The sequence below is a fragment of the Aquabacterium sp. A7-Y genome, assembly GCF_026153205.1.
In the GTDB taxonomy this organism is placed as follows: domain Bacteria; phylum Pseudomonadota; class Gammaproteobacteria; order Burkholderiales; family Burkholderiaceae_C; genus Caldimonas.
Genome location: NZ_JAPFBW010000001.1, coordinates 224,850 through 238,224, shown reverse-complemented (window position 1 = coordinate 238,224; position 13,375 = coordinate 224,850). Strand labels below are relative to the sequence as shown.

14 protein-coding genes are annotated in these 13,375 nt (G+C 72.8%); 12 read left to right on the top strand and 2 right to left on the bottom strand.

What is annotated here, in order from left to right:
• Positions 1-4 precede the first annotated feature (4 nt).
• From OOT46_RS01085 to OOT46_RS01030, 12 genes are all read left to right on the top strand, one after another.
• Positions 5-328 carry a hypothetical protein gene (locus OOT46_RS01085; protein WP_265401726.1) on the top strand — a complete coding sequence of 108 codons (324 nt, stop codon included), beginning with the start codon at positions 5-7 and terminating at the stop codon, positions 326-328.
• Positions 325-1,380, top strand: a complete 1,056-nt coding sequence (locus OOT46_RS01080; RefSeq protein WP_265401725.1) for an acyl-CoA synthetase — start codon at positions 325-327, stop codon at positions 1,378-1,380. The genes OOT46_RS01085 and OOT46_RS01080 overlap by 4 nt, the downstream gene beginning before the upstream one ends.
• The gene (locus OOT46_RS01075) at positions 1,340-1,987 is read left to right on the top strand and encodes a LolA family protein (RefSeq protein ID WP_265401724.1); all 648 of its coding nucleotides are present in this window, start codon (positions 1,340-1,342) and stop codon (positions 1,985-1,987) included. The genes OOT46_RS01080 and OOT46_RS01075 overlap by 41 nt, the downstream gene beginning before the upstream one ends.
• Complete coding sequence (locus OOT46_RS01070) at positions 1,987-4,377, top strand: MMPL family transporter (protein WP_265401723.1); 2,391 nt, start codon at positions 1,987-1,989, stop codon at positions 4,375-4,377. Before OOT46_RS01075 ends, OOT46_RS01070 begins: the two co-directional genes overlap by 1 nt.
• Positions 4,378-4,455: 78 nt before the next feature.
• Positions 4,456-5,295, top strand: a complete 840-nt coding sequence (locus OOT46_RS01065; RefSeq protein ID WP_265401722.1) for a polysaccharide deacetylase family protein — start codon at positions 4,456-4,458, stop codon at positions 5,293-5,295.
• Positions 5,292-6,041: a class I SAM-dependent methyltransferase gene (locus tag OOT46_RS01060; protein ID WP_265401721.1), complete on the top strand. Its 750-nt coding sequence runs from the start codon at positions 5,292-5,294 to the stop codon at positions 6,039-6,041. Before OOT46_RS01065 ends, OOT46_RS01060 begins: the two co-directional genes overlap by 4 nt.
• The gene (locus tag OOT46_RS01055; protein ID WP_265401720.1) at positions 6,038-7,222 is read left to right on the top strand and encodes a beta-ketoacyl-[acyl-carrier-protein] synthase family protein; all 1,185 of its coding nucleotides are present in this window, start codon (positions 6,038-6,040) and stop codon (positions 7,220-7,222) included. The genes OOT46_RS01060 and OOT46_RS01055 overlap by 4 nt, the downstream gene beginning before the upstream one ends.
• Positions 7,222-8,022, top strand: coding sequence for a beta-ketoacyl synthase chain length factor (locus tag OOT46_RS01050; protein WP_265401719.1), 801 nt, complete (start codon positions 7,222-7,224; stop codon positions 8,020-8,022). Before OOT46_RS01055 ends, OOT46_RS01050 begins: the two co-directional genes overlap by 1 nt.
• Positions 8,019-8,507: a hydroxymyristoyl-ACP dehydratase gene (locus OOT46_RS01045; RefSeq protein ID WP_265401718.1), complete on the top strand. Its 489-nt coding sequence runs from the start codon at positions 8,019-8,021 to the stop codon at positions 8,505-8,507. The genes OOT46_RS01050 and OOT46_RS01045 overlap by 4 nt, the downstream gene beginning before the upstream one ends.
• Complete coding sequence (fabG, locus tag OOT46_RS01040; protein WP_265401717.1) at positions 8,504-9,241, top strand: 3-oxoacyl-ACP reductase FabG; 738 nt, start codon at positions 8,504-8,506, stop codon at positions 9,239-9,241. Before OOT46_RS01045 ends, fabG begins: the two co-directional genes overlap by 4 nt.
• 79 nt (positions 9,242-9,320) lie before the next feature.
• Positions 9,321-9,536: a hypothetical protein gene (locus tag OOT46_RS01035; protein WP_265401716.1), complete on the top strand. Its 216-nt coding sequence runs from the start codon at positions 9,321-9,323 to the stop codon at positions 9,534-9,536.
• A gap of 131 nt (positions 9,537-9,667) precedes the next feature.
• Positions 9,668-11,806: a TonB-dependent siderophore receptor gene (locus tag OOT46_RS01030; protein WP_265401715.1), complete on the top strand. Its 2,139-nt coding sequence runs from the start codon at positions 9,668-9,670 to the stop codon at positions 11,804-11,806.
• A 55-nt stretch (positions 11,807-11,861) separates the two neighbouring features.
• Here OOT46_RS01030 and OOT46_RS01025 read toward each other — a convergent pair whose 3' ends face one another.
• Complete coding sequence (locus tag OOT46_RS01025) at positions 11,862-12,641, bottom strand: glycosyltransferase family 2 protein (protein WP_265401714.1); 780 nt, start codon at positions 12,639-12,641, stop codon at positions 11,862-11,864.
• Positions 12,638-13,372 carry a lysophospholipid acyltransferase family protein gene (locus OOT46_RS01020; protein ID WP_265401713.1) on the bottom strand — a complete coding sequence of 245 codons (735 nt, stop codon included), beginning with the start codon at positions 13,370-13,372 and terminating at the stop codon, positions 12,638-12,640. Before OOT46_RS01020 ends, OOT46_RS01025 begins: the two co-directional genes overlap by 4 nt.
• Positions 13,373-13,375 lie beyond the last annotated feature (3 nt).

Here is a 13,375-nt window from a genome sequence, read left to right as displayed (position 1 = left end):
CGTCATGCCCGGCGCGATGCTGCAGATCCCCGCTGACCATGCCAGCTTTGCCGGCCACTTCCCGGGTCATCCCATCCTGCCCGGCGTGGTGCTGCTGGCCGAGGTGCTGGAAATCCTGCTGGCCGATGCCGGTGCAGCGCGCCTGCTGGGGCCTGCGCCCCGCCTGGGCGCCGCCAAATTCCTCGCGCCTGTCGGCCCGGGCGCCCGCTTGCGCGTTGAGTGGCAAGAGGCCGCAGGCCGGCTGCGCTTCGAGGTCCTGCGTCTCGACGAAACAGCCGCGACACCAGCCGCCAGTGGCCACTTCGAGGCAGGGGATCCGGGCCGATGAACACACGCACAGCCAACACCGCGAACGCCGCGCCGGCCGAAGGCGCGGCAGCCGCGGCGTGGACCGTGCAGCGCGAGCGCAGCAACCTGCGCACCTTGCGGCTGATGAGCTGGATCGCCACCACGCTGGGGCGGCGCATCGCGCGCGCGGTGCTGCACCCCATCACGGTCTATTTCCTCTGCCACGGCGGCGCCGCCGCCCAGGCCTCGCGGCAGTACCTCGAGCGCGTGCTGGGACGCCCGCCACGGCTGGCCGAGCGCTATCGCCATATCCACCATTTCGCCGCCACCGTGCTCGACCGGGTCTACCTGCTGCAGGAGCGCTTCGAGGCCTTCGACATCGAGCTGCAAGGCGTCGAGCACGTCGATGCCGTGCTGGCCCAGGGCCAGGGTGCACTGCTGGCAGGCGCCCATCTCGGCAGCTTCGAAGCCCTGCGGGCTCTCGGCCAGGGCCGCCGCGGCGTGCGTGTCGCGATGCTGATGTACGAGGACAACGCGCGCCTGATCAACCGCACGCTGCAGGCGATCGCGCCCGACGCAGAGCTCACCACGATCCCGCTGGGCCGCCTCGAGGCGATGCTGAGCTTGCGCGAGTGGCTGGACGGCGGCGGCGTCGCCGGGCTGCTGGCCGACCGCACCCTGCCCGCGCAGGGCCAGCGTTCCGGGACCCACTGGCTGCCCTTCCTCGGCTCGCCGGCCCCTTTTTCCGACGGCCCGTTCCGGCTCGCCGCGCTGCTGCGCCGGCAGGTCGTGTTCATGGCCGGCCTCTACCACGGCGGGCGCCGCTACGAACTGCGTTTTCTGCCGGTGGCGGACTTCCGTGAACGCCCGCGCGGCCCCGGCGCGGTGGACGCGGCGGTGCGCGAGGCGCTGCAGCGTTATGTCGCCATCGTCGAAGCGCTGTGCCGCGAGACGCCCTACAACTGGTTCAACTTCTTCGACTTCTGGACCCAGCCGCCCGGCGCCTCGGCGCCGGCTGGGGCCGAAGCGCCCTCCGTCACCCCCGCCGCCGATGACCCGCCTGCCGCTTCGTCCTCCCGCTTCGCTGCCTGAGCGCGCCGCCGCCCCGCGGCGCGGCCTGCTCGCCCTGCTGCTGGCCGCCGCGCTCGGCATGGCGGCCAGCCCTGCCCAGGCCGGGCCCTTGACCCTGGAACACCTGATGGCCACGCTGGCCCAGGTCAAATCCGGCGAGGCCCGCTTCACCGAAAAGCGCCAGGTCGGCGAGCTGCAGCAGACGCTGGAGTCTTCGGGCCGCCTGTCCTTCAACGCCCCCGACACCTTCGTGCGCGAGACCCTGAAGCCGCGCCGCGAACGCCTGGCCGTCAGCGGCAACACCGTGACGATGAGCCAGGGCCAGCGCAGCCGCACCATGGCGCTGGACAGCGCGCCCGAGGCCGAGGCCATCGTCGAGGCGGTGCGCGGCACGCTCACCGGCAACGCCGCCGCGCTGGAGCGCCACTTCACCCAGCAGCTCAGCGGCACGCTGGAGCGCTGGACCCTGGAGCTGGTGCCGCGCGAGCCGCGCCTGCGCGGGCAGGTTGCGCGCGTCGCCGTGACCGGCCGCCAGGCCGAGCTGCGCGAAGTGCGCATCCTGCTCACCGACGGCGACCTCTCGGTCATGCAGATCGAGCCCCTGGCCCCCGACGCCGGGACGAAATAATGAAATGGGCCGCACTGCGCAGCCGGGCCGTCTGGACCTGGCTGGCGCTGATGGTGCTCGGGCTGCTGCTGGCCTGGCGCACCACCTATGTGGCCGACCTCTCGGCCTTCCTGCCCGAGGCGCCCACCGGCGAGCAGCGCGTGCTGATGGAGCAGCTCAAGCGCGGCGGCACCGCGCGGGTGATGCTGATCGGGCTGCGCGGCGCCGACCCCGCGCTGCGCGCCGAGGCCTCCAGGAGCCTGGCCGCGGCGCTGCGCGCTGGCGCTGAATTCGAGGCGGTGCACAACGGCGACCAGAGCGCCTGGCAGGACGCCGGTCAACGGCTGCTCGATCACCGCTACCTGCTCAGCCCGGCGGTCGATGCGCAGCGTTTCAGCGTCGAAGGTCTGCGCGAGGGCATGGCCGAGACGGTGTCGTTGCTCGGCACGCCCGCCGGCACCATGATCAAGCCGCTGCTCTGGCGCGATCCGACCGGCGAGACGGTGCGCATGGCCGAAGCAATGATGCCGGCGCAGGCGCCGCGTATCGAAGCCGGCGTCTGGGCCTCGCGCACCGAGCCGCGCGCCCTGCTGGTGGCGACCACACGGGCCGAAGGCGCCGACCTCGACGGCCAGGCCCGCGCCATCGCGGCGATCCGTGAGGCCGCCGCGCCCTGGGTCGCACGCGGCCTGGCGCTGGAGCTGTCCGGACCGGGCGTGATGGGCGTGGACTCGCGCCGCCAGGTGCAGTCCGAGGTCGAGCGCCTGGCCGCCGCCGACACGGTCGCGATGGTGGTCCTGCTGCTGCTGGCCTTCGGCTCGCTGAAGTCGGTCGGCATCGCGCTGCTGCCGGTGGCCAGCGGGGTGCTGGCCGGCATCGCGGCGGTCAGCCTGGGTTTCGGCGAGGTCCACGGCATCACGCTGGGCTTCGGCACGACGCTGATCGGCGAGGCGGTCGACTACGCCATCTACTACCTGATCCAGGCCCGCCCCGTCGGCACCGGCGGCCCCGCCGGCAAGGGCCACCTGCAGTGGCGCGAGCAGAGCTGGCCCACGGTGCGGCTGGGCCTGTGGACCTCGATGGCGGGCTTCGCCGCCCTGGTGTTCTCGGGCTTCGCGGGGCTGGCCCAGCTGGGCCTGTTTTCGCTCGCCGGGCTGGCCGCCGCGGCCGCCACGACCCGTTTCCTGCTGCCGCGCCTGGCGCCCGATGGCGCGCCCGGCCTGGGGCTGCGCCGGCCGCTGGGCCGCGCGGTGGCTCGCGCCGCCGCCGTGCTGCCGCGGCTGCGCTGGGTGCTGACCTTCGTCTGCGCCGGCGCTCTGCTGGTGCTGGCCGCGCAGCCCGATGCCTGGCGCGGCACGCTGGCGAGCTTGAGCCCGGTGCCCGCCGCCGCGCTGCAGCTCGACGCTTCGCTGCGCGCCGACCTGGGCGCCTCCGAAGCCGGCACCCTGGTCGCCATCGAGGCGCCCGACGAAGCAGGCGTGCTGCAGCGGGCCGAGCAGGCCGGTGCGCGGCTGGACCCGCTGGTCGAGCAAGGCCGCTTGCTCGGCTACGAATCGCCGGCGCGGCTGCTGCCCAGCCCCGCCACCCAGGCGGCCCGCCGCGCGGCGCTGCCGGATGCCGAGACCCTGCGCCGACGCCTCGCCGAAGCTGCCGAGGGAGGGCCGCTGCCGGCCGAACGCCTGGCCCCCTTCATCGCCGACGTGCAGGCCCAGCGCAGCGCCCCGCTGCTGACGCGCGCCAGCCTGGCCGGCACGCCGCTGGCGAGTGCGCTGCAGGCGCAGTTGCTGCCGGGCCACGACGGCGGGCCCTGGACCGCGCTGATGAGCCTGCAGCTGCCGCCCCGTGGCGCGATCGACCCGGCCGGCCTGCGCCAGGCACTCGACGGCCTGCCCGGGACCCGGGTGGTGCAGATCCAGGCCGAGCTCGACGGCCTCTACCGCCACTATCTGCAGGAAGCGCTGTGGCAGGCGCTGCTGGGCGGGGCCGCGGTGCTGGTGCTGCTCGGGCTGCACCTGCGCTCGCTGAGGCGCCTGCTGCGCCTGGCGCTGCCGCTGGCCGCCAGCGTCGTGCTGGTGCTGGCCGCACAAAGTGCGGCCGGGGCGCCGCTGGGCGTGCTGCACCTGGTCGGGCTGCTGCTGGTGGTCGCGGTGGGCTCCAACTACGCGCTCTTTTTCGACCACCTGCGCCAGCATGGCGAGGCCGACGACGAAACCCTGGCCTCGCTGCTGATGGCCAACCTCACCACCGTGGTGTCCTTCGGCCTGCTCGCCACCTCCGAAGTGCCGGCACTGGCTGCCATCGGCCAGGTCGTCGCGCCCGGCGCGCTGCTGGCCCTGCTGCTGGCAGCGGCCTTTATCGCCCCTTCTGGGGGGATGGCAGGCGGGGGGCGTATGGGACAATTGACCGGCTGATACCGCCATGACGCCTGCCTTCGAGCCCGGGCCTGCCCCTTGCGCCCGATGCGCCCTCCCCCACCGACCATGAGCTCCATGCCGCATCCCCTGCCCGCCTGGCGGCCTCCCGTGTTGCTGAAGGCCAGCCTCGCCTGCCACCTGCTGGCCGCGGCCCTGCCGCTGGCGGTGCCGGCCGCCTGGCCCTGGGCGGTGACGCTGCTGGTCGTCAACCACGCGGTGCTCACGGCAGCCGGCCTCTGGCCGCGCTCCCACTGGCTGGGCCAGAACATGACACGCCTGCCGGCCGCCGCCATCGCGCGGCGCGAGATCGCGCTGACCATCGACGACGGCCCCGATCCCGAGGTCACGCCGGCGGTGCTCGACCTGCTCGACGCCGCCGGAGCCCGGGCCACCTTCTTCTGCATCGCCGACCGGGCCGCCGCCCATCCGGCGCTGCTGCAGGAGATCCTGCGCCGCGGCCACAGCGTGCAGAACCATACGCAGCGCCATTCACACCGCTTCTCGCTGCTCGGCCCGCGCGGCTTCGAGCGCGAGATCCGCACCTCGCAGGCGAGCTTCACCCGCCTCACCGGCAGCGCGCCGACCTTGTTCCGTGCGCCGGCCGGCTTTCGCAATCCTTTTCTCGCGCCGGTGCTGCACCGCCATGGCCTGGCCCTGGTCAGCTGGACCCGGCGCGGCTTCGACACCCGCGAGCGCGACCCCGCCCGGGTGCTGGAGCGCCTCACCGACGGCCTGGCCGCCGGCGACATCCTGCTGCTGCACGACGGCCATGCCGCCCGCAGCGCCGCCGGTCGCCCGGTCGTGCTGGAGGTGCTGCCGCGGCTGCTGCAGCGCTGCGCCGCCGCCGGCCTGCGACCGGTCACGCTGCCCGAAGCGCTGGCCGGCCGCGAGCCTCCCCTGGAAACGATCCGATGAGTAGTCCCCTTTCCTCCGACGCGGCGTGGCGCCGCCTGCTTGACGCAGCCTCCGAGCCCTACCGTGCCGCCGGCCGCTTCGCCTGGCACTTCGCGCGGGGCAAGCTGGGCATGGACCCGGTGTTCCGTCACCTGCTGAGCCAGGGGCTGATCCCGCCCGGCGCCCGTGTGTTGGACATCGGTTGCGGCCAGGGGCTGCTCGCCAGCCTGCTGCTGGCGGCGGCACGCACCCCGGCCACCGGCTGGCCGGCCGGCTGGCAGGCCGCGCCACAAGGCGTCCGCGTCACCGGCATCGAGCTGATGCCGGCCGACGTCGAGCGCGCCCGCGCGGCGCTCGGCGCGGCCGGCGAGGCGGCGCGTTTCGTCTGCGGCGACATGCGCAGCGCCGACTTTCCGCCCTCGGAGGCGGTGGTCATCCTCGATGTGCTCCACTACATCAGCCATGCCGAGCAGGACCGCGTGCTGCAGCGGGTGCACGACGCGCTGTCGCCCGGAGGCCGGCTGCTGCTGCGGGTCGGCGACGCGCAGGCCAGGCGCGGCTTCGCGATCAGCCAGTGGGTCGACCGGGTGGTTACGCGGGTGCGCGGCCACCGTGTGCCGCCCACCTTCGGGCGACCACTGACGGCCTGGATCGCGCAGCTGCAGTCGCTCGGCTTCGAGGTCGAGCCGCGCCCGATGAGCCAGGGCACGCCTTTCGCCAACGTGCTGCTGGTGGCTCGCCGCAGCACCGCAGGAGCCGCCGCATGAAACGCGCCCCGCTGCCGATCAGCGCCTTCACCGTGACCAGCGCGCTGGGCGCCGGCCAGGCCGCCCACCTGGCGGCGCTGCTTGACGGCCGCACCGGCCTGGCACCCTGCGCCTTCGGCGACGTGCAGCTGCAGGGGTATGTCGGTGAAGTCCCCGGCGTCGACGCCGTGCAGCTGCCCGAGGCCCTGGCCCGCTACGACTGCCGCAACAACCGCCTGGCCTGGCTGGCGCTGCAGCAGGACGGCTTCGCGGATGCAGCACGTGCGGCCCGCGAGCGCTGGGGGGCGGCGCGCGTCGCAGTGCTGCTCGGCACCAGCACCTCGGGCATCCTGCAAACCGAGCTGGCCTACCGGCGCCGCGACGCCGCGGGCGCGCTGCCGGCCGATTTCCGCTACCCCGAGACCCACAACAGCAGCTCGGTGGCGGCCTTCGTCGCCGAAGCGCTGGGCCTGTCGGGCCCGGCCATGGTGGTCTCGACCGCCTGCTCGTCGAGCGCCAAGGTGTTCGCCTCGGCGGCCCGCCTGATCGAGGCCGGCTGGGCCGATGCGGCGGTGGTCGGCGGGGTCGACAGCCTGTGCCTGACGACGCTCTACGGCTTCAACTCGCTGGAGCTGTTCTCGCCCGAGATCTGCCGCCCCTGGGATGCAAAGCGGCGTGGCCTGTCGCTCGGCGAGGCCGGCGCCTATGCGCTGCTGGAGCGCGAGGCCGCGGCGCCCGAAGCCTGGCTGCTGGGCAGCGGCGAAAGCAGCGACGGCCACCACATGAGCTCCCCCCACCCCGAGGGGGCCGGCGCGGTCGCGGCGATGCGCCAGGCGCTCGACGAGGCCGGCCTCGCGCCCGGCCAGATCGACTACATCAACCTGCACGGCACGGCCACGCCAGGCAACGACGCCGCGGAGGACCGCGCGGTGCGTGAGGTGTTCGGCGTCGACACGCCCTGCAGCTCGACCAAGGGCGCGACCGGCCACACCCTGGGGGCAGCCGGCGCGGTGGAAGCCGCGCTGTGCGTGATCGCACTGCAGCAGGGTCTGATGCCCGGCGGCCTGCACCTGGACGAACGCGACCCGGCGCTGCAGGCCAACTACCTCGGCCGCAACCGGCACGCCCCGCTGCATACCGTGCTGAGCAATTCCTTCGGCTTCGGCGGCTCCAATGCCAGCCTCGTGTTGGGAGCCGCCTGATGCCGCCCTTGACCGTTTCCCTGCTGGGTGTCGGCCTGCTGGGCCCCGGGCTGCCGGGCTGGGCCGAGGCCCGCGCGGTGCTGGCGGGCCAGGCGAGCTGCCAGGCGCAGCCGACCGTCGTGCCGGCGCCGCAACGCCTGCCGGCCGCTGAACGGCGCCGCGCGGGACTGGCGATCAAGCTGGCCTTGGCGGTGGCCGAGTCGGCCTGCGCCGACGCGGCGATCGCGCCGCAGGCGCTGTCGACCGTGTTCACCTCCTCCAGCGGCGACGGCAGCAACTGCCATGCGCTGTGCGAGGCGCTGGCCGGCGAGGACCGGCTGATCTCGCCGACCCGTTTTACCAACTCGGTGCACAACGCGGCCGCCGGCTACTGGCACATCGCGGTGGGCAACCAGGAGAGCTCGACCAGCCTGTGCGCCTACGACGCGAGCTTCGGCGCCGGACTGGTCGAGGCCGTGATGCAGTTGCACGCCGGCGCCGGCCCGCTGCTGCTGGTCGCGAGCGACACGCCGTATCCGGAGCCGCTCAACGCCACCCGGCCGCTGCCGGACAGCTTCGGGGTCGCGCTGGTACTGGGCGGCCCGGCCGCGGGCGGGCGCCGGCTGTCGGTGCGGCCGGTCGCGGCGCAGCAGGGCCCGGCGCCGTCGCGCTGTACCGACCCCGCGCTCGAGGCTCTGCGCCGCAGCATCCCGGCCGCGCGTGCCCTGCCGCTGCTCGAAGCCCTGGCCGCCGAGCGCCACGAGCCGGTGGTGATCGAGTACCAGAGCAGCCTGCATCTGCTGCTGCAGGTGCTGCCATGACGCCGGCCTTGCCCGCCGCGCTGGACCACGCCGGCATCGCCGCGCTGATCCCGCATGCCGGCCGCATGTGCCTGCTGGAACGGCTGCTGGCCTGGGACGCGACGACGATACGCTGCGAGGCCGTCAGCCACACCGCGCCCGACCACCCGCTGCGCAGCGCCAGCGGCCTGCTGAGCAGCGCCGCGATCGAATACGCTGCGCAGGCGATGGCCTTGCACGGCGCGCTGCTGGCCCGTGCCGCCGGCGGCACGGCCCGACCCGGCTTCCTCGCCAGCGCGCGGGGCGTGCAGTTTCACCGCCTGCGGCTCGACGACCTGGACGGCCCGCTGGAGGTCGAAGCGACCCGGCAGGCCGGCGACGAGCGGCAGATCCTGTACGCCTTTTGCGTGCGCCACGCCGGCCGGCCGGTCGCCGACGGGCGGGCCGCCGTGGTCCTCAACACGCCCCTGGCCGCCCCGGCGCCGCCCTCGGAGACCTCCCCATGAACCTTCCCCTGCAAGGCAAGCGCGCGCTGGTCACCGGCGCCAGCGGTGAACTGGGCAGCGCGATCGCGCGCCGGCTGGCGCGCGAGGGCGCGCATGTGGTGGTGCACGGCAACGCCCGGCTCGCCGCGGCCGAGGCGCTGGCCACCGAACTGCGCGAAGCCGGCGGCTCGGCCGAGGCCATTGCCTTCGACGTCACCGACCGTGCCGCATCCCACCAGGCGCTGGAAGGCCTGCTGACGGCCGGCCCGGTGCAGATCGTCGTCAACAATGCCGGCCTCCACGACGACGCCGTGTTCCCCGCGCTGCGCGAGGAGCAGTGGCACCGTGTCATCGACGTCTCGCTGCACGGCTTCTACCACGTGACCCAGCCGCTGATGATGCCCATGATCCGCAGCCGCTGGGGCCGCATCGTCAACATCTCCTCGGTGGCCGGCGTGGCCGGCAACCGCGGGCAGGTCAACTACGCCGCGGCCAAGGGCGCGCTCAACAGCGCCACCAAGGCGCTGTCGCTGGAGGTCGCGAGCCGCGGCATCACGGTCAACGCGGTGGCGCCCGGCATCATCCAGTCGCCGATGGCCGACGCCGTATTCGACGCCGCGACGATCGCGCAGATGGTCCCCGCCAAGCGGGCCGGCACGCCCGACGAGGTGGCCGCGCTGGTGGCCTTCCTGGCCGGGCCGGAGGCCGGCTACATCACGGGACAGGTGCTCTCCATCAACGGCGGGATGATCTAGTCCATCCGGCGTCGTTTGTCCCCTTCGCCCGGCACGTCTTGAGCACGCCGGGAGCGAACGGTGGGACAGCCCGCCTGTCATGGAGATCGACCGTCGCCTCATGCAGCTCGCATCGTTGAGCCCGGCCTTGCTGGCCGGCTGCTTCGACGACGAGGACCGCTCGTGCGGCCTGCTGCACCGGCCGGTCCCCGCGACGCCGCCCGATCCCCCACCCTGCCCCTCACCGGAGTTCGCCTGTCCGCTGTTCGCACCGCTCGCGGACGCCGCCGACGCCACCCCTGGTTCTCGCGAATAAGAATCGTTATCATATGAAGTGTTGCGGCTTCAGCCGCAGCGTTCCAACCCCAAGCTTTCGGTCGCGCCAGCCAGCCTCCCCTGCCCCGCTACGCCAGCCATGCGCCTCTTTACCCTCAGGAGCATGGCCCCATGGCCTCTATCCCCCGGCTCGGCCTCGTCGCCGCCACCGTCCTTCACGCCTGCGCCTGGAGCGTCCATGCCCAGGAGTCCGCCACGCCGGCTGCAAGCGACCCCACCCAGTTGCCCGAGCTGCGGGTGCGTTCGAATGCGATGCAGGAGACCGCCACCGGCCCGGTGGGCGGCTACCGCGCGACACGCAGCGCCACCGCCACCCGCACCGACACGCCGCTGAAGGAGGTGCCGCAGTCGGTCTCGGTCATCGGCGCCGAGCAGATCCGCGACCAGAACGCCCAGACCCTGCAGGAAGTGCTGCGCTACACGGCCGGTGTGCATGCCGAGGTCTACGGCCTGGACAACCGCGGCGACTGGTTCACGATGCGCGGCGGCAGCGAAGGCTCGACCCTGCTCGACGGCCTCAGGCTGCCGCTGTCCGGCTGGTACGGCGTGGTGCGCAACGAGCCCTATGCCTTCGAGCGCGTCGAGGTGCTGCGCGGCCCGGCCTCGGTGATGGCGGGGCAGAACGGCCCCGGCGGGCTGGTCAACCTGGTCTCCAAGCGGCCCCAGCCCGAAGCCCAGCGCGAGATCTCGGTGCAGCTGGGCAACCATCAGCACCAGCAGCTGGCGGCCGATCTGACCGGGCCTGTCGATGCCGAGGGCCGGCTGCTCTACCGCCTGGTCGCCCTCACGCGCGACAGCGGCACCCAGGTCGAGTACGCCGACATGGAGCGCCAGTACGTCGCGCCCTCGCTGACGTGGAAGCCCACCCCCGGCACCCACTTCACCGCCTACCTGCAGTACCAGCGCGACCGCAGCCGCAACACCGAAGGCTTTTTCCCGGTCGAAGGCACGCTCCACGACCGCCCCGGCGGCCGCATCCCGCTCGAGCGTTTCGTCAGCGAACCCGACTGGGACACCTATGGCGGACGGCGCTGGCGCACCGGCTGGGAGCTGGAGCACCGCCTCGACGAGGCCTGGACCCTGCGCCATCACCTGCGCCATGACGATGTGGAAGGAGCACTGCGCAGCATGTATGCCAACTATTGGGAGGGCTACCGGCCGGACGGCCGCAACATCGGCCGCACCTGGTACGCCAGCGACGACGAGGGCCGCATCACCAACGCGGACCTGATGCTGGAGGGCCGCCTGCGTATCGGCGGCGTGCAGCACACCCTGCTCACGGGCGTCGACGCGATGAACGCGCGCAGCAGCAGGCGGTACTGGGTCGGCGCAGCCAACGACATCGACGTCTACCACCCGGTCTACGGCAACTTCCCGCATCCCGAGCTCACCCCCGCCACCATGGACGAGCCCAGCAGCGGCAGCAGCCGGGTGAGGCAGTACGGCCTGCTGCTGCAGGACCAGATGAAGTTTGGCGAACGCTGGGTGGTGGTGCTGGGCCTGCGGCGCGACCGTGCCAAGACCACATCGAGCCAGGCCGGGAACTCCAGCAGCGACGTCGCCTGGACCAAAAACCTGGGCGTGGTCTATCTCGCCGACGGCGGCTGGGCGCCCTATGCGAGCTATGGCGAGTCCTTCGAGCCGGTGGCCGGCTTCAATGAGGCCGGCAGCTTCCGGCCCAAGCGTGGCAAACAGTTCGAGGCCGGCGTGAAATGGGCGCCGGACGACCGACCGGTGACGGCCACGGCCGCGCTCTACACGCTGCGCGAAACGAACCGCAAGATGGACGATCCCGAGGACACGGGCAGCCGGGAGATCCAGCGCGGCGAAGTCACGGTGAAGGGCCTCGAGCTGTCCTTCAACGGCCGCCTCCAGGCCTGGGACCTGGTCGCCAACTACACGCGCACCGAGACCCGCGACCGCAGCACCGGCAAGCGCCTGCCCAACGAGCCCGAGCAGAGCGCCTCGGTGTGGGCGGTGCACCGCTTCGACCACCTGGGCCTGCGCGGGGTGAAGGCGGGCCTGGGCGTGCGCCACATCGGCAAGACCTGGGACGGCAGCGACACCTTCACCACACCGTCGGCGACGCTCCTCGACGCGATGGCGGCCTGGAACACCGGCAGTTGGGTGTATGCACTGAACATCGGCAACCTGGCCGACAAGACCTACCTCGTCGCCTGCCAGGAGCGCGGCGACTGCTGGTACGGCACCCGGCGCAAGATCGTCGCCACGGCGAGCTACCGCTTCTGAGTCCTTGCACGCCTGCCGGTGAGGCAGGCGTGCAGGCGCCCGAGGACCGTCGCGATCAGTCCTGGAAAGGCGGACGCCCCGCCAGGCGGCGCGACAGCAGCAGCGGCAGCCGCAGCAGAAAGCCCAGCATCAGCCGCGTATGCATCCAGGTCAGCAGCACGTTGTCGCGCCCATACCGGAAGTGCGAGACGCCGCCTTCGTCGGCCCGCAGGTACTTGACCGGAGCGTCCAGGTTGACCGGCTTCACACCGCGCCAGGCCAGCCGCACCACCGCCTCGGTGTCGAAGTCGAAACGGCGCATCCAGGGCTGGCCCTGCATCACCGCGATCAGTTCGGCGATCGGGTAGACACGGAAGCCGTAGAGCGAGTCGCCCACGCCGGCGCCCAGCGTCTCGAGGTTGGTCCACCAGTTCGAGATGCGGCGCCCGCGCACCCGCAGCAGCGGCGCGCTGGCATCGAAGACCGGGCGGCCCAGCACCATGGTTTCGGGACGGCGGGCCGACACCTCCATGAAGTGGGGGATCAGCGCGGCCGGATGCTGGCCGTCGGAGTCCATCGTCAGCGCGTGGGTGTAGCCCTCGGCCTGGGCGGCATGCAAACCGAGCAGCACCGCTGAGCCCTTGCCGCGGTTGTGCGGCAGCACCAGCACACGCAGCTCGGGGTCCTCGGCCGCCATGGTTTGAAGGCCTTCCGCCGTGCCGTCGGTGCTGCCGTCGACCACCACCCACACCGGCGCCCACTGCGCGCGCGCCGCACGCACCGTCTCGTAGACTTTGGGCCCGGTGTTGTAGCTTGGAATGACTACCGCATGACGAGCGGTCGGTCGGGAGCTCACTGGCCCAGCTCCTTCCTGAAGTAGTCTTCGAGCGCCGCCAGCGCGGCATGGTGGTCGCCGTCGGGGGCAAAACGCTCGCCCAGGCGCAGGCGGAACACGATGGGCTCGCGCGGCAGGCGCCAGATCGGCCAGCCCTTGCCCAGGTAGGGAACCTGATTGTCGGTCTCGATGAACACGGTCTGGATCGGCACCCCGGCTTTTTCCGCGATCAGCGTGATGCCCGGCCGGAAGGGGTTGAGCCGGCCGCCCTCGGTACGCGTGCCCTCGGGGAACAGCACCAGCTGTCCCCCTTCCTGCAGGCTCTTGACCGCGTGCCGGACCATCTTGCGTGGCGAGTCGTTGCAGATGTAGCGCGCCAGCCGCGCGCCGGCACCCAGGAAGACGTTGCGCATCAGCGCGGCCTTCATGATGCAGACGCTGCGGGGCAGCCTTGCCACGATGAGCAACGCGTCGACCATGCTCGGGTGGTTGGCCGCAATGATGAGGCCGCCCGGCAGCCGGTGCAGCGCGTCGAGCGCCCGGGTGTCGATCCGCATCAGGCCGCTGGCGCGTGCGCAGGCCCAGTAGATGCGGTAGCCCCAGGCGATGCCGGCACGCCCGACCACGGTGCCGCGCGGGCGCGGCAGCAGCGGGTAGAGCAGGAAGGCGATCAGGTTCCAGGCCAGCGACATCAACCCCAGCCAGAGCAGCAGCACCCAGAGCCAGACGGTGAGCAGAGCGCGGATCAGCATAGA